The sequence below is a fragment of the Shinella sp. GW821-FHT10F02 genome (genome assembly GCF_058809275.1).
In genome coordinates this window covers 117,194-134,242 of sequence record NZ_JBXASL010000009.1, presented here as the reverse complement: position 1 = coordinate 134,242, position 17,049 = coordinate 117,194, and the positions used below count along the sequence as shown (strand labels likewise).

Below are 17,049 nucleotides of genomic sequence, written 5' to 3'. Positions count from 1 at the left end.
GGGCGCCGTAACGCCCTGAATCTGCTGCACAAGCCCTCAAATCGAATCCGCTTTAAGGGCTTGTGCAATCGCTTTAACGCGACGCCGTTTCGAGCAGGCGGCAGAGTTTCACGAGGGCGGCATCATAACCGCCGCTGTCGACGCCGCGACAGCGCTTGATGAGCTGCATGCGATCGTTGCCGGAGAGCCGCGAGAATTCGCGAACGACCGTGCGGTCATCCGGATCGCCGCGCCGGTCGTCATCGCCGAGCGAGCGCGGCTCGCGGCGGTCCGGCCGGCCGAGCACGTCGTCGTCGCCGAGGCTGACATCCACGTCGGCATCCAGCAGGCCGCGACCGCCGACCGTCGCACCGACATCCGCCGCAAGTCCATCCCGCCCGCCAACGGTCGCCCGCACATCCGCATCCGCAAGGCCGCGCGATCCGCCGACATTCGCCCTGACGCTGGCATTGACGCCATCGCGCCCGCCGAGGCCGGCCTTCACATTCGCATCGGCAAGCCCGCGAGCACCGCCGACATTCGCCTTGGCATCGGCCTTCAGGCCGTTCCTGCCGCCGACCCGCGCGCCGACATTGGCATCGGCAAGCCCCTTGCTGCCGCCGACCCGGGCATCGACACCGGCCCGGACGCTACCGAGGCTCACGCCGACGCCCACACCGAGGCCTCCCCGATTGCCGCGATCGGCCGCGTGAACCGGCACGGCAAGAACCGCCGCGACCAGCACGACCGCGGAGAGTTTTGGAATCGATACACCGTCTGATGCTCTGAACATGGAAACCTCCCATTCAGCGACCGACCCGGGAGTGGACCGGTATCGTGAAATGGAAGGGGAAGACGACCTCCGCGGTTCCTCGCGCAGGACGACAGGTGGCTGCAAGGGGAAAGGAAAGGTTGCATTCGGCGCGCAAGGCGGGGCAACCTGTGCCGGAACGGCACAGATCGGGCGCGACCTTGAAAGCCGCGCCCGAAAAAGCTCAGTGGCTGTCCTTGCCGACCGCGCTGCCGCGACACCCCTTGAGGAAGTCGAGATCGGCGCCGGTATCGGCCCCCTGGACATGCTGCTGGTGCAGCCAGGCGTAACCCGACACGGGCAGATCATGGTTCGGCGTCCAGGCGGCAAGCCGGCGCGCCAGCTCCTCCTCGGAAATGTCGAGATGCAGGCGGCGGTTCGGCACGTCCAGTTCGATCATGTCGCCGTTCTTCACCACCGCAAGCGGCCCGCCGACGGCGGCTTCCGGCGAGGTGTGCAGCACAACGGTGCCATAGGCCGTGCCCGACATGCGCGCGTCGGAGATGCGCACCATGTCGGTGATACCCTTCTTCAGCACCTTCGGCGGAAGGCCCATATTGCCGACCTCGGCCATGCCGGGATAACCCTTCGGCCCACAGTTCTTCATGACCATGACGCAGGTCTCGTCGATGTCGAGAGCGTCGTCGTTGATCTTGGCCTTGTAGTCGTCGATATCCTCGAACACGACCGCCCTGCCCCGATGCGTCAGAAGATGCGGCGAGGCCGCCGACGGCTTCAACACCGCGCCCTTGGGCGCAAGATTACCGCGCACGACGACGATGCCGCCCGATTGCGTCAGCGCCTTTTCGGCCGGAAGGATGACGTCCTCGTTCCAGTTGACGACGTCCTTGACCTCGTCCCAGACGGTTTCGCCGGAGACCGTGATCGCATCCTTGTGCAGGAGGCCGGCCTCGCCGAGGCGCTTGAGAACGACGGGCAGGCCGCCGGCATAGAAGAACTCTTCCATCAGGTATTTGCCCGACGGCATCAGGTTGACGATGGTCGGCACGTCGCGGCCACAGCGGTCCCAGTCGTCCAGCGTCAGGTCGATGCCGACACGGCCCGCCATGGCGAGCAGATGGATGACGGCATTGGTCGATCCGCCGATCGCCGCATTGGTGCGGATCGCATTCTCGAAGGCCTCTTTCGTCATAATGTCTGACGGCTTCAGGTCGTCCTTCACCATCTGCACGATGCGCCGGCCGGTGAGCTGCGCCATGACCTTGCGGCGGGAATCGACGCCCGGAATGGCGGCATTGCCGGACAAAGCCATGCCGAGCGCTTCCGCCATGGAGGCCATGGTGGAGGCCGTGCCCATCGTGTTGCAGGTGCCGGAAGAACGGCTCATCGAGGCTTCCGCCTCCAGGAACTCTTCCTGCGTCATCTCCCCGGCCTTCACCATCTCGGAAAACTTCCACAGATGCGTGCCGGAGCCGACGCGCTCGCCGCGGAAATAGCCGTTCAGCATGGGGCCGCCTGTGACGACGATCGACGGCAGGTCGACGGACGCTGCCGCCATGATCAGCGACGGCGTGGTTTTGTCGCAGCCGACCATCAGCACGCAGCCGTCCATCGGCTGGCCGCGGATCGTTTCCTCGATCGCGAGCGCTGCCAGGTTGCGGTACATCATCGCGGTCGGGCGGAAGGTGTTTTCGGAGGCCGAGAACACCGGCACCTCCATCGGGAAGCCGCCGGCCTCCCAGATGCCCGCCTTCACCTTCTCGGCGAGCTCGCGCAGGTGACCGTTGCACGGCGTCATATCCGACCAGGTGTTGAGGATGCCGATGACCGGGCGTCCGTCGAACAGGTCGTGCGGATAGCCCTGGTTCTTCATCCAGCCGCGGTGATAGATCACGTCACGGCTGGTGCCGCCGTACCATTCCTGCGATCTCAGCCTGCGCGGCCATTCCGCTTTCTTCTTCATGTCTTTCAGTCCTTGAAGGGCCTGCCGCGAAAAGCCGGGCGGCCTTTGCCTCACGCCAGGGTGTAGGCGGTCTTGACGGTTGTGTAGAATTCGTTGGCGTATTTGCCCTGCTCGCGCGAGCCGTGCGACGAGCCCTTGCGACCGCCAAACGGCACATGGAAATCGACGCCCGCCGTCGGCAGGTTCACCATCACCATGCCGGCCTCCGCATTGCGCTTGAAATGCGTCGCATGCTTGAGGCTCGTGGTGGCGATGCCGGAGGACAGGCCGAACGGCGTGTCGTTTGCGACGGCCAATGCTTCCTCGTAATCCTTGACGCGGATGACCGCAGCGACCGGACCGAAGATTTCTTCGCGCGAAATGCGCATGTCATTCGTCGCTTCGGTGAAGAGCGCCGGCGCGAGATAGAAGCCGGGCGTGTCGCGCTTCAGCAGTTCGCCGCCGAAAGCGAGCCTGGCGCCTTCCTTCTGACCGATCTCGATATAGTCGGTGTCCTGCTTCAACTGGCTCTCGTCGACCACCGGGCCAATATGCGTGCCGGCCTTCAGCGCATCGTCGACGACAACGCTCTTCAGCCGCTCGCCAACGGCAGCGACGAAACGGTCATGAATGCCTTCGGTGACGATGACGCGCGAGGAGGCCGTGCAGCGCTGGCCGGTGGAGAAGAAGGCCGAGTTGACGGCGGCTTCGACGGCGACGGTGAGGTCCGCATCGTCGAGCACGACGAACGGGTTCTTGCCGCCCATTTCGAGCTGGTATTTGCGGTTATGCTCGACGGAAGCGGATGCGACGCGTTTTCCTGTACCGGTCGAGCCGGTGAAGGTGATGGCGTGCACGTCCGGACTGTCGAGCATGGTCTGGCCGACGACGGAGCCCTTGCCCATGACGAGGTTCAACACACCCTTCGGCAGGCCGGCGCGCACCAGGATATCGACGATCGCCCAGGAGCAGCCCGGCACCAGTTCGGCCGGCTTGAAGACCACCGTGTTGCCGTAGCAGAGCGCCGGCGCGATCTTCCAGGCCGGGATGGCGATCGGGAAATTCCACGGCGTGATGATGCCGACGACGCCGACCGGCTCGCGGGTAATCTCGACGCCGATATTCGGACGCACCGAGGGCAGCACTTCGCCGGCAAGGCGCAGGCACTCGCCTGCGAAAAAGTCAAAGATCTGGCCGGCGCGCACGGTCTCGCCGATGCCTTCGGCAAGCGTCTTGCCCTCTTCGCGCGACAGCAGTCGGCCGAGTTCGTCCTTGCGGGCAAGGATCTCGTCGGCGGTCTTGCGCAGGATGGCGTGGCGCTCAAGAATGCCGGAGCGCGACCAGGCCGGAAACGCTGCCTTTGCTGCCGCGATCGCGGCCTTGGTGTCCTCGACGGAGGCGCGGGCATATTCGCCCACCACATCGTCGGTGTTCGACGGGTTGATGTTGCGGATCGCGTCCGAGCCGACCCATTCGCCGGCAATCAGGTTCTGGTGGATGGTCATGGGCTGTCGAGCCTCCTGTGTGTCATGGCGGCCGCGTGGCCGTCGCATCGATTACAATTGGCGGATTTCGATCTCGTCTTCCCTCGCGATCGCCAGCGGATTGCGCAGCGGCAGGCCAAAACCGTCGGCGCCGATCTCGAACACGTCGCCCTCTTCCGTGCGGATGCCGTCGCCGAAGGACAGCGTCGCCGTGCCGAACATGTGGACATGCACGTCGCCCGGCGCGCGGAACAGGCCGTATTTGAAGTGGTGGTATTCGAGGTTGGCGAAAGTGTGGGACATGTTCGCCTCGCCGGAGACGAAGGGCTTTTCCCACAAGACCTTTCCGCCGCGCAGGATGCGCGAGAAGCCGCGGATATCCTCGGGCGCTGCGCCGACGCGGATTTCCGGGCCGAAACTCGCCTGCCGCAGCTTGGAATGGGCGAGATAGAGATAGTTGATGCGCTCCGTCACATGGTCGGAGAATTCGTTCGAGACGGCAAAGCCAATGCGGAAGGGCGAGCCATCGGCCGCGATGATGTAAATGCCGGCCATTTCCGGCTCCTCGCCGCCATCGAGCGCGAAGGAGGGCGATGTGAGCGCAGCACCGGGTGCGACGGCCTGCGAGCCGTTGCCCTTGTAGAACCATTCCGGCTGCACGCCCTTCTCGCCGGCTTTCGGCTTGCCGTTTTCGAGGCCCATGCGGAACATCTTCATGGAATCCGTCAGCGTCTCTTCGGCGGCTTCCGTCGTCTTCTTGTGCATGGAATCGCGCGTCGCGGCGGAGCCGAGATGGGTGAGGCCCGTGCCGGTCAGGTGCAGGTGTGCGGCATCCGGATGGGTGATCGGCGAAAGCAGCCGCCCATCGGCATAGGCCTCTTCCAGATCGACCTCATCGCCAAGGCCTTTGGCATCGATGACAGCCTTCAGCGACCGGCCGCTATTGCCTGCTTCCATGGCGAGCGCATAGACGCTTGCCGCACCCTTAACCGCGCGGCCATGGCCGCCCTCTTCCCGCACGACGACCGTGATCGAACCGTCGGCATTTCCGACCTGCGAAATCAGCATTTCCATTTCCTTCCTGGAGCCGGCTCTGGCCAAGGCTCCGCACCTGCGGTGGACAGACGCCACCACAGTGGCCGCCTCGGCGGCTCGTCAGATACACATGCAATTCGGAGGGTTGGCCGGTTCCGGTCAGCCCTTGTTCTTGTTGTAGACGTCGAAGAACACGGCCGCGAGCAGCACCAGGCCCTTGATGAGCTGCTGGTAATCGATGCCGATGCCCATGATCGACATGCCGTTGTTCATGACGCCCATGATGAAGGCGCCGATGACCGCGCCGGTGATTTTTCCCACGCCGCCGGAAGCCGAAGCGCCGCCGATGAAGCAGGCCGCGATGACGTCGAGCTCGAAGCCGACGCCGGCTTTGGGCGTCGCGGAGTTGAGGCGGGCGGCGATGATCATGCCGGCGAGTGCCGCAAGTGCACCCATGTTGACGAAGGTGTAGAAGGTCAGCCGCTCGGTATTGATGCCCGAAAGCTTCGCCGCCTTCTCGTTGCCGCCCATCGCATAGATGCGCCGGCCGATCGTCGTGCGCGTCGTGACGAACGTGTAGAGCACGATCAAGAGGCCCATGATGACCAGAACGTTCGGCAGGCCGCGATAGGTGGACAGCTGGAAGCCGAGGAAGATCGCCACCGCGCTGATGATCACCATCTGCCCGGCGAAGAAGGCGAAGGGCTCGTTCTCGGTCTCATGCAGCGCGTTCTGGCTGCGCTCGCGAAGGCCGGCATAGATGGCGTAACCGACCAGCAGGATGACCACGACGAGCGCGAAATAGTTCTTGATGAGGCTGGTTGCCGGATCGGTGATCGACAGGAAGTCCGGCACGAAACCGGTGGAGAGGATCTGGAAATCCTTTGGGAACGGACCGACCGGGCGGCCGCCAAGCACGACATAGGTCATGCCGCGGAAGACCAGCATGCCGGCGAGCGTGACGATGAAGGACGGGATCTTCTGGTAGGCGACCCAATAGCCCTGTGCCGCGCCCATGAGAGCGCCGACGAGAATGCAGGCCGGCACGACGATGATCGCCGGCACGCCCCATTTCACCAGCATGATCGCCGATATCGCCCCGATGAAGGCGACGATGGAGCCGACCGAGAGGTCGATATGCCCCGCCACGATGATCAGCAGCATGCCAAGCGCCATGATGACGATGAACGAGTTCTGCAGCACCAGGTTGGTGATGTTGACCGGGCGGAAGAGCACGCCGTTGGTGATGACCTGGAAGAAGATCATGATCACGACGAGCGCGACCAGGAGGCCATATTCGCGGATGTTCTTCTTGAGGTATTCCCCCACCGAAGGCTGGGTCGTCTTTGTCGCGGTGTCGGTGGACATCAGTGTTTCTCCCCGGAGCGCATGATGGCGCGCATGATGGATTCCTGGCTTGCTTCCGCCTTGGAGAGCTCGGCCACGATGCGTCCTTCGTTCATGACATAGATGCGATCGCAGGTCCCGAGCAGTTCCGGCATCTCCGACGAGATCATGAGGATGCCCTTGCCCTCGGCGGCAAGCTGATTGATGATTGTATAGATTTCGAACTTTGCGCCGACATCGATGCCGCGCGTCGGCTCATCGAGGATCAGCACCTGCGGATCGGTGAACAGCCACTTCGACAGCACCACCTTCTGCTGGTTGCCGCCCGAAAGATTGACCGCTTCCTGATAGATCGAGTGGGACCGGATGCGCAGCCGCGAGCGGTAGCCGGAGGCGACCTTCGTCTCCTGGTGATTGTCGATCACCGCCGCCTTGGAGACACCCTTGAGGTTGGCGAGCGTCGTGTTGTGCATGATGTTGTCGATCAGCACGAGTCCGAGATGCTTGCGGTCTTCCGTCACATAGGCAAGGCCCGCATCAATCGCCTTGGGGATCGTGCTGACATCGACCGGCTTGCCGCGCATCGCGACCTCGCCCGTGATCTTGTGGCCCCAGGACTTGCCGAAGATGCTCATCGCCGTCTCGGTGCGCCCGGCCCCCATCAGCCCGGCAATGCCGACCACTTCGCCGGCGCGCACGTTGAAGCTGATATTGTGCAGGAACTGGCGGTCGCGGTGGTGCTGGTGGAAGACGTTCCAGTTCTTCACTTCCAGCAGCGTCTCGCCGATCTTCGGCTCGCGGACCGGATAGCGGTCTTCCATCTCGCGGCCGACCATGCCCTTGATGATGCGGTCTTCGGAAATATCCTCGTGATGACAGTCGAGGGTTTCCACGGTGCCGCCATCGCGCAGGATGGTGATCTGGTCGGCGACCTTTTTGATCTCGTTCAGCTTGTGCGAGATAATAATCGACGTCATGCCCTGCGCGCGGAATTCCACGAGCAGCTTCAGCAGCGCATCGGAATCCTTCTCGTTGAGCGAGGCGGTCGGCTCGTCGAGGATGAGCAGGCGCACCTTCTTGGAGAGCGCCTTGGCGATCTCGACGAGTTGCTGCTTGCCGACGCCGATATCGGTGATCAGCGTGCCCGGCGGCTCCCTGAGGCCGACCTTGTTCAACAGTTCCTGCGTGCGGCGGAAAGCGAGCTTCCAGTCGATGATGCCGTTGGTCGCCACCTCGTTGCCAAGGAAGATGTTTTCGGCGATCGACAGAAGCGGCACCAGCGCCAGCTCCTGGTGGATGATGATGATGCCCAGATGCTCGCTGTCGGAGATCGTGGAGAAACGGCGGACTTCGCCGTCGAAATGGATTTCGCCCTCATAGGAGCCGGCGGGATAGACGCCGCTCAACACTTTCATGAGGGTGGATTTGCCGGCGCCGTTTTCGCCGACAAGGGCGTGAATCTCGCCTTCGCGGACTTTCAGGTTGACGTTGTCGAGCGCCTTTACGCCCGGAAACGTCTTCGTGATGCCACGCATTTCGAGAAGGGTCTTGCTCATGTATCAGTTTCCAGCAGCCGGTCCTCCACCATGCGGCGGTAAACCGAGCCTATTCGCTCTGCGATCCGGAGAAAAGAGGGTTCGCGCACGCTGGCGCGAACCCCGGAGAATGGAGAACGATCAGTTCTTCAGCTGGTCGGCCGTGTAGTAGGCCGAGTCCGTGACGAGGATCTTCTCGGCATTGGACTTGTCGACGGCAACCGGCTTCAGCAGGTAGGACGGAACGACCTTGACGCCATTGTCATAGGTCTTGGTGTCGTTCACTTCCGGCTCCTTGCCTTCGAGGATCGCGTTGACCATGCTGACGGTGACCTTGGCCAGTTCGCGCGTGTCCTTGAAGACCGTCGAATACTGTTCGTCGGCGAGGATCGACTTGACCGACGGAAGTTCGGCGTCTTGGCCGGTGACGATCGCCATCGGCTGGTCGCCCGAGCCGTAGCCGACGCCCTTCAGGGCCGACAGGATGCCGATCGAGAGACCGTCATAGGGCGACAGAACGCCATCGACGCGGCCATCGGTGTAGGTCGAGGACAGCAGGTTTTCCATGCGGGCCTGGGCCACGGCACCGTCCCAACGCAGCGTGCCGACGGTTTCCATGCCGGTCTGGCCGGACTTGATGACGATGTCGCCGCTGTCGATCAGCGGCTGGATGACCGACATTGCGCCGTCATAGAAGAAGAAGGCGTTGTTGTCGTCCGGCGAACCGCCGAAGAGCTCGACGTTCCACGGCTTGGTGTCTGGGAACTTCGCCTTGAGGCCGTCGACGAGGCTGGTGGCCTGGAGAACGCCGACCTGGAAGTTGTCGAAGGTGGCGTAGTAGTCGACATTGCCCGAATCGCGAATCAGGCGGTCATAGGCGATGACCTTCACGCCGGCATCGGCCGACTTCTGGAGAATGTCGGAGAGCGTCGTGCCGTCGATGGCGCCGATGACGAGAACCTTGGCACCCTTGGTGACCATGTTTTCGATCTGGGCGAGCTGGTTCGGGATGTCGTCGTCAGCAAACTGCAGGTCCGGCGTGTAGCCGGCTTCCTTGAAGAGCTTTTCCATCGTCTCGCCGTCGGAAATCCAGCGGGTCGAGGTCTTGGTGGGCATGGAAATGCCGACCATGCCCTTGTCCTGGGCGAAGGACGGCGCCACGAACGACGCGACGCTGATGGCGGCGGCGGCGAGAAGCGAAGTGATCATTTTCATTGAAAGGTCTCTCCCTTGTGCGCACTGGCCGATATTGCGGCCAGGCATTGTTCTGTGCGCGACGGGGTCGCATTCAGACGACGGTCCAGACTGGCCGGGCGCGAGACCCGCCGGTCCCCACTCCCAAGGACCCCAGCGCACATTGGCGCAAGGTCGTACGAATTGCCATAACTGTCAAATGCAATAAGCTTCTAAATCGATATCAGAACTGATATATTATGGGGCAAATATACTATTTTATGGATTGGAGTAACCATGCGTTTGGAGGACGATATCGACGAACGCCTCTTTTCCGATGACAGCGCCGACAACCTGCAGGGCGTCGGCCTGCTGCGCAGCGGCCTGAAGCTCAGCCACCTGCGCATGATCGTCGCGATCGAGGAACACAAGCAGGTGAGCGCCGCAGCCGATGCGCTGAACATCTCGCAGCCCGCGGCCTCGCGCATGCTGACGGAAATGGAGACGATCCTCAAGGCCCAGTTGTGCGAGCGCGTCTCGCGCGGCGTGGCGCTGACGGCCTTCGGCCGCGCCTTCGCGCGGCGCGCGCGCACCATCCTGCTCGAACTGCGCGAGGTGGACCGCGAGCTTTCAGCGCTGAAATCCGGCACCGGCGGCTCGGTGTTCCTCGGCTCGGTGACAGCGCCGGCAATCAGCCTCGCCGTGCCGGCGATCCAGCAGGTGAGTGCGGCCTATCCCGGCATCGAGGTGAATGTGCGCGTCGAGACGAGCAACGTGCTCGCCCGGGAGTTGCTGGCGGCGCGGCAGGATTTCATCATCGCCCGCGTGCCGGACGATCTCAACCCGCGCCTCTTCAACGTCACAGAGATCGGCATCGAAAAGGCCTGTCTCATCGTGCGCAAGGGGCACCCGCTTTTGGAAAAGCCCGTCGTCGGCCTTGCCGACCTGCCGCATTACGACTGGGTGTTCCAGCCGGCCGGCACGCTTTTGCGCCGGCGCATCGAGGAACTGTTCATCGCGGCGGGTGTCGCCCTTCCCTCCACCGTGGTCAACACCTCGTCGATCCTGCTCACCACGGCCATCGTCTGCGGCTCGAATGCGATTGCCCCCGTCGCCCGCGACATGGCGGTCTTCATCGCCGATGTCGGCGCGCAGGCGGGCGATGTGCGCATCCTCAACACCGATTTCGAGATTGACATCAAGCCGTACAGCCTCATTTCCGTCAAAGGCAGGGCGCTGCCGCCGAGCGCCAAACTGCTCTATGATCTGATCCTGCAACGCAGCCGGATGCTTTCGCCGGACTGAGGAGACTTTTGATGTTCGGCCTGACCGTTTTCGAATCCGTGCTGGAAAGGCTGAAGGCCGAGGCACGCCAGGCGGCCGAGGATGACGCGCAAGAAGAAGAAGGCCCGGGCGAGATCCGCGGCCTCACTTCCGGCTTTACGGGATTGGGAATGGGCGGAACCTTCGTCTCCGGCTCGCAGGCCGCTGCCGCCTATCTCGATCTCTATGAAGAGCCTGCCCCCGTGCCACCGGAGCCGGAGCCGTCACCGCCAGAGCCGCCGCCGCATCTCCTGCGCATCGCGCCGGAAGAGGTGGCGGAAGACCTCGCCTTGCACGGCAAGGAAAGCGTGGACGACTTGCTCGCCCGCCGCCGCAGCTTCGCGCGCGAAAACCACCCGGACGGCGTACCGCCGGACCTGCGCGACAACGCGACCCTGCGCATGAAAATCGCCAATATGCTGATCGACGAGACGATCCGGCGGATCAATGTCGAGAAGAGCCTGGGGTTGTCGCGCTAGCTCTTGGGCTGCTCTTCCGGCGGCTTTGCGGCCGGATCGGAGGGCTTGAAGAACAGGATGAGGTTGGCGAAGGCATAGGCGGTAACGACGAGGAAGATCGTGCCCCAGGTCTGCTCGCCGTTATAATATTCCACGCCCGTCCATGCGGCACAGACCCCGACCAGAAGCAGCCGCCGCCAGAGCGGACGGTAGAACGGATGGTCGGTATCGATGATTTTCATGAACGTCTCCTCACGCCTTCGCCCGTCTATAGGCGGTTTTTCCGCGCGGGGAAACCGGCTTTTCAGGCATCGAGACGATCGAGGAAGGCCGCAAGCTCCGAGGGCTCGATGCCGACGAGATGGCTCTTCTCCGGATAGGTGCCGGAGCGCACATCATCCACATATTCGCGGAAGGCGGCGATGCGCTCCTGCTGGAGCCGGTCATATTCGACGGCGAAATTGCGATAGACCTTGGCATGGCGCGGATAATGGCCGCGGTTCTGACCGAGCACGTCGTCGGCAAAGAGATATTGCGCATCGCAGCCCGTACCGGCGCCCATCGAGAGCATGAGGAGCGACGTCTTCGCGCTGATCGCAGCCGCAACCTCGCCCGGCACGACCTCGATTTCGGCGGCGAAGGCGCCGGCCTCTTCCAGCGCCTTCACCTGCCGCCAGATTTCGAGCGCACTCGCCGCCGTCTTGCCGACCGCCTTGAAGCCGCCCGTCCACGTCGCCTTCGAAGGGATGAGCCCGACATGGCCGCAGACCGGAATACCCTCTTCGCGCAGGCGCCGGACGGTGGAAAGGCCGGCCGCGCAATAGACCGCATCGCCGCCCGCCTTCATCACCTGGAAGGCGCCACGCAGATAGTCGTCCGCGGTGACGAAGTCGCCATATTCGAGGCCGGGAAAGGCGAAGACCGTGGGCGCCGCCTCGCGAAAGGCGGGGCCGAGCAGCGCGGGCGGCACGGAGACGAGGTCGATACCCGCCTGCTCGGCGGCGGCAGCTTCCTCCAGCGTCACGACGCGCAACATGGTGAGCTGGCGCTTGCCCTTCATCGCCTGAAGGTCGGCGACGGTCGGTCTCTTGTTCTTCACGGTGATCTCCTGGGTTCAGGCGGCAAGCAGTTTCTTAAGTTTGGTTTCCGGCGCGGCCAGTTCGGTCGGATCGGGATGGGCGCGTGCGGCGATGAGCATTTCCGCAAGACGGATATCGCGCGCCACCGCATTGCCCGGCCCGATGCCGCTTGCGGCAATCAGCCGGCCCTCACCATCGAGGTGGAAGAGGATAAAAGCCCCCTCGCCCATGTCGCGCCGGACTGTCGTGACCGCACCATCCGCAAGGCCTGCGATCTGCAGCGTCATGTCATAATGATCCGACCAGAACCACGGCACGGCCGAATGCACTTCCGCGGCGCCGAGCATATTGGCCGCGGCAAGCTGGCCCTGCTCCTGCGCATTGCGCCAGGATTCGAGGCGGATGCGGCGATCGCCGTAGAGGGGCAGCGGATAGGACGTGCAGTCGCCGGCCGCGAAGATATCCGGATCAGAGGTGCGCAGCATTCCATCAACGGCGATGCCGTTCTCGGTCGCAAGACCCGCCGCTTCCGCCAGTTCGGTGTTCGGCATCGCGCCGATGCCGACGACCAGAAGATTTGCCGAGACGGCGCGGCCATCCTCTAGCGCGATGCGCACCTCGCCCGGCAAGTCCTCGACACCCGCAACCTTTGCACCGCAAAGGATCTCGACACCCTCCGCCGCATGGCGCTCCGCCACGATCGCGGCGATTTCGGCCGGCACGCCGCGCGTCAGCACGCGGGGCAGCCCCTCGACCAGCGTCACCATCGCCCCAAGCTTGCGGGCGCTGGCCGCCAGTTCCAGGCCGATAAACCCGCCGCCGAGGATGGCGATATGGCTGCCATCGACCAGATGCGCACGAATGGCCGCGGCATCGTCGTGGCTGCGCAGCGCGACGATGCGCCCGCCGGCATAGGGCGCACCCGGCAGGGCGCGTGGCCGGGCACCGGTCGCGAGCAGCAGCTTGTCGTAGGCAAGCGCGGCGCCGTCGCCGAGCACGATGCGTTTTCCGGCGCGGTCGATCTCGGACACCGTCCGGCCGGTGAGCACGTCGATGCGCGCTTCGGCATAACACTCCGCATCCGCCACAAGCTTCGGGCCTGCACCGGCCACCAGCGCCTCCTTGGAGAGCGGCGGGCGCTCATAGGGCAGATGCATCTCGCTGCCGATCAGCGTGATCGTACCGTCGAAACCCTTGTCGCGCAGCGCGAAGGCTGCGCGGGCGCCGCATTCGCCGGCGCCGACGATGACGAAATCTGCCATGGACTGTTTCCTCAAAGACCGATGAAGACGGTGCCGCCTTCGACCTTGACCGGATAGGTTTTCAGGTCGACGCAGACGGGCGCGCCCTTGGCCTCGCCGGTCTTGTAGTTGAAGCGGCCGTTGTGCTTGGGACATTCGATGACGTGGTCCATCACGAGGCCATCGGCGAGATGGATTTTCTCGTGGGTGCAGAGCCCGTCGGTGGCGTGATAGGTGTCTTCCGGGCTGCGATAAACCGCGAAGGTGCGGCCCGCATGGTCGAAGCGGATGACATCCTCCTCGTCGATTTCGTCCGCTGCGCAGACCTCGATCCAGGTGTCGCTCATGGTCGTCTCCTCCAAAGACTGGGGTTTTACTCGGCGGCCGCGACGGCCGGTTCTGCGTGGAATTCTTCCTTGTAGGGCCGTGCAGTCGTGGGCAGGGCACGCTTCAAAAAGTAGTCCTCGTTGCGCAGTTGCCGCAGGAAGGCCGGCAGCATTTCGCGATAGCCGTGCCACATGGACGGGTTCGGCGCCGGCAGATCGTGCTTGATCATGGCGTGCAGCCGCGGCAGCGCGTGATAGGGCACCATCGGGAACATGTGGTGCTCCACATGGTAATTCATGTTCCAGTAGATGAAGCGGCTGAAGGGGTTCATATAGACCGTGCGGCTGTTCAGCCGGTGGTCGGTGACATTGTCGGCAAGGCCACCGTGCTGGAGCAGGCCGGTCAGCACATGATGCCAGGCGCCGTAGAGCCGCGGCAGGCCGATCAGCATGGCCGGCAGGATAGAGCCGGTGGCGAAACAAAGGGCGATGGTCGCGAGATAGATCGCCAGCCAGATGCGCGCGATGCGGATCGCCTTCGGCTGCTCCGATTCGGGGATGAAGGTTTTTTCCGCCGCACTCATCACGCCGGAAGCATTGCGCACCATATCGACGACAGCATGCCAGGCATCGAGCAGGCCGAAGAAATTGAGCACGAGGCGGACAAGATCCGGCGGGCGCATGACGGCGATTTCGGGATCGCGGCCGACGATGACCGTATCCGTATGGTGGCGGGTATGGCTCCAGCGCCAGGTCACCGGATTGCGCATGATCATGAAACAGGCGATCTGGTAGACGGCGTCGTTCATCCACATCGTCTTGAAGGCCGTGCCGTGGCCGCATTCGTGCCAGCGGGAATCCGATGCCGAGCCGTAGAGCACGCCATAGACCAGGAAGAACGGCAGCGCCCACCAGCTTCCCCAGAACCAGATGCCGAGAGCGCCGGTGACGAGCATCGTGCCGAGCCAGATCGCGGTGTCGCGGATCGCCGGTCCATCGCTGCGCTGCATCAGCGCCTTCATCTCCTTGCGCGGGATGTCGGTGTGATACCACTCGGCCGCGGCAAGGCCATTTGCCACGGCGGCCTCGGCATCGCGGCCAAGAAGGCTGTAGTCCCGCTTCGTCGGCTTCATCGCCCGTCTCCTCCATCTGATGGGCAAACGATAATACCGATGCTTGCGTCTCTCAATCCTGCCATGATAGAATGCGTCAAATCCTATCATTCGCCATCATTTAATTTTGATGGAAAGATTTCAGGGAGGGGAACATGGCATCGCGGCCCACCATCACGGATCTCGCCAACGCGGCCGGCGTCAGCGTCGCGACCGTCGACCGCGTGCTGAACGGTCGCCACAAGGTGCGCGAGGAAACGGCGCGCCGGGTCTATGATGCCGCCAATGCGATCGGCTATCACGCGCTCGGCCTCATCCGGCAACGCGTCTTCGAGGACCTGCCGCAATATCGACTGGGCTTCAGCTTCCAGCGTCCCAACCAGGCTTTTTATCAGAACTTTGCCCGCGAGATCGAAATCGCCTGCAATGCCTGCACCACCGCGCGCATCGTGCCCCAGATCGATTTCATCCCCACACAGACGCCGGCCGCGATGGCCGAAATGCTGCGCCAGCTCTCGACCCGCAACCAGGCGCTCGCCGTCGTGGCACCGGATTATCCGGCGACGACGACCATGGTGGAAGATCTGAAAAGTCGCGGCATTCCGCTGTTCTGCCTGCTCTCCGACTTCGCCATGGACGTGCGCCAGGGCTATATCGGCCTCAACAATATGAAGGTCGGGCGCACGGCGGCATGGATGATCGCCAAGGGCGCCAAACGCCCCGGCAAGGTGGCGATCTTCGTCGGCAGCCATCGCTTCCACGGCCATGAACTGCGCGAGATCGGCTTCCGCTCCTTCTTCCGTGAAAAGGGCCAGGGCTTCGAAGTGCTCGACACGCTGGTCAATCTCGACACCAGCGAAATCACCCACGAGGCGACCGCCAACCTGCTGGCGCAGCATCCCGATCTGGTCGGCCTCTATGTCGCCGGCGGCGGCATGGAGGGGGCGATTTCCGCTGTGCGGGAAGAGGGTTATGCGGGAAAGGTGCAGTTGATCGTCAACGAGTTGACTCCGGAATCGAAGGCGGGGCTTGCCGACGACGTGGTCACCATGGCCATCCACACGCCGCTCGCAGCACTTTGTCGCGAACTCGTCACGCTGATGATCACCGCCATCGAGAAGGGCGGAAACGCCGTGCCTGGCCAGACCTTCCTGCCGTTCGACATCTTCACGCCGGAAAATATCTGAAGCGGAAATGATGGTTTCCCCTCACACCCGCCGCTAATCTTTCAGCAATGAGGGCGCATCCGCGACCTTCGGCTTTGACGCCCGCAAAACCCTTCCCGATCCTCATGCGTGCATGCGAGGCCGCCCTGTTGCCGCCTCGAAGACCGGAGGACCCATTCCATGCCCGCCCTGACTTTCGCCCTCAACCACATGACGGCGCCCGCGCTGACGCTCGACGCCTTCTTCGCCCTTGCCGTCTCGCTCGGCATGAAAGCCGTCGAAATCCGCAACGACCTTGACGGCAACGCCATCCTCGACGGCACGACGCCGGCCGAGGTGAAGGCGCTTGCCGAGCGCCACGGCGTCACCATCATCTCGATCAACGCCCTCCAGCGCTTCAACGAATGGACACCGGCCCGCGCCACAGAAGCCAAGGAGCTCATCGACTATGCGAGCGCCTGCGGCGCCCGCGCGCTCGTGCTCGTGCCGAAGAACGACGGCACCGGCCAGGCCGACGGCGAGAGGCAGGCGAACCTGCGGGAAGCGCTGAACGCGCTGAAACCCCTGCTGGATGCCACCGGCATCATCGGCCTCGTCGAGCCGCTCGGCTTCGAAATCTGCTCGCTGCGCTCCAAGCGCGAGGCCGTGGAAGCGATCAGGGCCGTCGGCGGGGAACAAGCATTCCGTCTGGTGCACGACACGTTCCATCATCACCTGGCGGGCGAGCCCGACCTCTTCGCCAACCTCACCGGCCTCGTGCATATTTCCGGCGTCGAGGACCCCGCCGTCTCTGTTTCCGACATGCGCGACGGCCACCGCGTTCTCGTCGGCCCGGCGGATCGGCTTGGAAATATCAGCCAGATCAATGCCTTGCTTGCCGCCGGCTATACCGGTCCACTCTCTTTCGAGCCCTTCTCACCGGCCGTGCACGACGTTGGAGACCCGCAGGCAGCGGTCGCCGAAAGCGTTGCCTTCCTGCGTGAAAACATCTGAAAACCGGGTGCCGGCGGGCAGTCTGCCGGCACTTTTCCCCAAGCGGAATGAATCGCGCATCGGAAAAAATGGAACAGGCTTGAC

The 17,049-nt window shown here is 63.5% G+C and carries 16 protein-coding genes; 4 read left to right on the top strand and 12 right to left on the bottom strand.

The features are described 5' to 3' along the window. Window positions 1-73: 73 nt before the first annotated feature. The 7 genes from AC1RWL_RS26240 to chvE all read right to left on the bottom strand — a co-directional run bounded on the left by AC1RWL_RS26240 (window position 74) and on the right by chvE (window position 9,309). Window positions 74-772, bottom strand: coding sequence for a polysaccharide biosynthesis GNAT family N-acetyltransferase UppQ (locus AC1RWL_RS26240; RefSeq protein WP_493096512.1), 699 nt, complete (start codon window positions 770-772; stop codon window positions 74-76). 202 nt (window positions 773-974) lie between these two features. After that, window positions 975-2,714, bottom strand: coding sequence for an L-arabinonate dehydratase (gene araD, locus AC1RWL_RS26235; RefSeq protein ID WP_493096513.1), 1,740 nt, complete (start codon window positions 2,712-2,714; stop codon window positions 975-977). A gap of 50 nt (window positions 2,715-2,764) precedes the next feature. Next, window positions 2,765-4,198: an aldehyde dehydrogenase family protein gene (locus tag AC1RWL_RS26230; RefSeq protein ID WP_493096514.1), complete on the bottom strand. Its 1,434-nt coding sequence runs from the start codon at window positions 4,196-4,198 to the stop codon at window positions 2,765-2,767. A 51-nt stretch (window positions 4,199-4,249) separates the two neighbouring features. Continuing rightward, window positions 4,250-5,245, bottom strand: a complete 996-nt coding sequence (gene araD1, locus AC1RWL_RS26225) for an AraD1 family protein (RefSeq protein ID WP_493096515.1) — start codon at window positions 5,243-5,245, stop codon at window positions 4,250-4,252. Between the two features lie 126 nt (window positions 5,246-5,371). After that, a complete protein-coding gene (mmsB, locus tag AC1RWL_RS26220; RefSeq protein WP_435267837.1) occupies window positions 5,372-6,580 on the bottom strand; it encodes a multiple monosaccharide ABC transporter permease in 1,209 nt (402 codons plus the stop codon). Next, the gene (mmsA, locus tag AC1RWL_RS26215) at window positions 6,580-8,115 is read right to left on the bottom strand and encodes a multiple monosaccharide ABC transporter ATP-binding protein (RefSeq protein ID WP_493096516.1); all 1,536 of its coding nucleotides are present in this window, start codon (window positions 8,113-8,115) and stop codon (window positions 6,580-6,582) included. Before mmsA ends, mmsB begins: the two co-directional genes overlap by 1 nt. A 120-nt stretch (window positions 8,116-8,235) precedes the next feature. After that, complete coding sequence (gene chvE / locus AC1RWL_RS26210) at window positions 8,236-9,309, bottom strand: multiple monosaccharide ABC transporter substrate-binding protein (RefSeq protein ID WP_256117669.1); 1,074 nt, start codon at window positions 9,307-9,309, stop codon at window positions 8,236-8,238. Between the two features lie 255 nt (window positions 9,310-9,564). On the opposite strand from chvE, the gene AC1RWL_RS26205 reads away from it, so the two are divergent. Together AC1RWL_RS26205 and AC1RWL_RS26200 are read left to right on the top strand one after the other, a co-directional pair. Then, the gene (locus AC1RWL_RS26205) at window positions 9,565-10,572 is read left to right on the top strand and encodes a LysR family transcriptional regulator (RefSeq protein ID WP_435267838.1); all 1,008 of its coding nucleotides are present in this window, start codon (window positions 9,565-9,567) and stop codon (window positions 10,570-10,572) included. 11 nt (window positions 10,573-10,583) lie between these two features. Continuing rightward, window positions 10,584-11,069 (top strand): hypothetical protein, encoded by a 486-nt coding sequence (locus tag AC1RWL_RS26200; RefSeq protein ID WP_493096517.1) that lies wholly within the window; start codon window positions 10,584-10,586, stop codon window positions 11,067-11,069. Here AC1RWL_RS26200 and AC1RWL_RS26195 read toward each other — a convergent pair. From AC1RWL_RS26195 to AC1RWL_RS26175, 5 genes are all read right to left on the bottom strand, one after another. After that, window positions 11,066-11,290 (bottom strand): hypothetical protein, encoded by a 225-nt coding sequence (locus AC1RWL_RS26195; RefSeq protein WP_256117672.1) that lies wholly within the window; start codon window positions 11,288-11,290, stop codon window positions 11,066-11,068. The genes AC1RWL_RS26200 and AC1RWL_RS26195 overlap by 4 nt on opposite strands. A 62-nt stretch (window positions 11,291-11,352) precedes the next feature. Next, window positions 11,353-12,147, bottom strand: a complete 795-nt coding sequence (locus AC1RWL_RS26190; RefSeq protein WP_493096518.1) for a 3-methyl-2-oxobutanoate hydroxymethyltransferase — start codon at window positions 12,145-12,147, stop codon at window positions 11,353-11,355. A 15-nt stretch (window positions 12,148-12,162) separates the two neighbouring features. Further along, complete coding sequence (locus AC1RWL_RS26185) at window positions 12,163-13,389, bottom strand: NAD(P)/FAD-dependent oxidoreductase (RefSeq protein WP_493096519.1); 1,227 nt, start codon at window positions 13,387-13,389, stop codon at window positions 12,163-12,165. 11 nt (window positions 13,390-13,400) lie between these two features. Beyond that, a complete protein-coding gene (locus tag AC1RWL_RS26180) occupies window positions 13,401-13,715 on the bottom strand; it encodes a MocE family 2Fe-2S type ferredoxin (RefSeq protein WP_319324112.1) in 315 nt (104 codons plus the stop codon). Between the two features lie 26 nt (window positions 13,716-13,741). Beyond that, complete coding sequence (locus AC1RWL_RS26175) at window positions 13,742-14,827, bottom strand: fatty acid desaturase family protein (protein WP_493096520.1); 1,086 nt, start codon at window positions 14,825-14,827, stop codon at window positions 13,742-13,744. A 134-nt stretch (window positions 14,828-14,961) separates the two neighbouring features. Between AC1RWL_RS26175 and AC1RWL_RS26170 the strand changes: the two genes are divergently transcribed. Both AC1RWL_RS26170 and AC1RWL_RS26165 read left to right on the top strand, forming a co-directional pair. Then, window positions 14,962-15,993 carry a LacI family DNA-binding transcriptional regulator gene (locus AC1RWL_RS26170; protein WP_493096521.1) on the top strand — a complete coding sequence of 344 codons (1,032 nt, stop codon included), beginning with the start codon at window positions 14,962-14,964 and terminating at the stop codon, window positions 15,991-15,993. A gap of 159 nt (window positions 15,994-16,152) precedes the next feature. After that, on the top strand, window positions 16,153-16,965 hold the full coding sequence (locus AC1RWL_RS26165) for a TIM barrel protein (RefSeq protein WP_493096522.1): 813 nt from the start codon (window positions 16,153-16,155) through the stop codon (window positions 16,963-16,965). Window positions 16,966-17,049: the final 84 nt, after the last annotated feature.

What these genes read in the sequence shown, in the direction of transcription:
- AC1RWL_RS26240 (WP_493096512.1), bottom strand. Translation starts at nt 772, where the DNA reads ATGTTCAGAGCATCAGACGGTGTATCGATTCCAAAACTCTCCGCGGTC.
- araD (WP_493096513.1), bottom strand. Translation starts at nt 2,714, where the DNA reads ATGAAGAAGAAAGCGGAATGGCCGCGCAGGCTGAGATCGCAGGAATGG.
- AC1RWL_RS26230 (WP_493096514.1), bottom strand. Translation starts at nt 4,198, where the DNA reads ATGACCATCCACCAGAACCTGATTGCCGGCGAATGGGTCGGCTCGGAC.
- araD1 (WP_493096515.1), bottom strand. Translation starts at nt 5,245, where the DNA reads ATGCTGATTTCGCAGGTCGGAAATGCCGACGGTTCGATCACGGTCGTC.
- mmsB (WP_435267837.1), bottom strand. Translation starts at nt 6,580, where the DNA reads ATGTCCACCGACACCGCGACAAAGACGACCCAGCCTTCGGTGGGGGAA.
- mmsA (WP_493096516.1), bottom strand. Translation starts at nt 8,115, where the DNA reads ATGAGCAAGACCCTTCTCGAAATGCGTGGCATCACGAAGACGTTTCCG.
- chvE (WP_256117669.1), bottom strand. Translation starts at nt 9,309, where the DNA reads ATGAAAATGATCACTTCGCTTCTCGCCGCCGCCGCCATCAGCGTCGCG.
- AC1RWL_RS26205 (WP_435267838.1), top strand. Translation starts at nt 9,565, where the DNA reads ATGCGTTTGGAGGACGATATCGACGAACGCCTCTTTTCCGATGACAGC.
- AC1RWL_RS26200 (WP_493096517.1), top strand. Translation starts at nt 10,584, where the DNA reads ATGTTCGGCCTGACCGTTTTCGAATCCGTGCTGGAAAGGCTGAAGGCC.
- AC1RWL_RS26195 (WP_256117672.1), bottom strand. Translation starts at nt 11,290, where the DNA reads ATGAAAATCATCGATACCGACCATCCGTTCTACCGTCCGCTCTGGCGG.
- AC1RWL_RS26185 (WP_493096519.1), bottom strand. Translation starts at nt 13,389, where the DNA reads ATGGCAGATTTCGTCATCGTCGGCGCCGGCGAATGCGGCGCCCGCGCA.
- AC1RWL_RS26180 (WP_319324112.1), bottom strand. Translation starts at nt 13,715, where the DNA reads ATGAGCGACACCTGGATCGAGGTCTGCGCAGCGGACGAAATCGACGAG.
- AC1RWL_RS26175 (WP_493096520.1), bottom strand. Translation starts at nt 14,827, where the DNA reads ATGAAGCCGACGAAGCGGGACTACAGCCTTCTTGGCCGCGATGCCGAG.
- AC1RWL_RS26170 (WP_493096521.1), top strand. Translation starts at nt 14,962, where the DNA reads ATGGCATCGCGGCCCACCATCACGGATCTCGCCAACGCGGCCGGCGTC.
- AC1RWL_RS26165 (WP_493096522.1), top strand. Translation starts at nt 16,153, where the DNA reads ATGCCCGCCCTGACTTTCGCCCTCAACCACATGACGGCGCCCGCGCTG.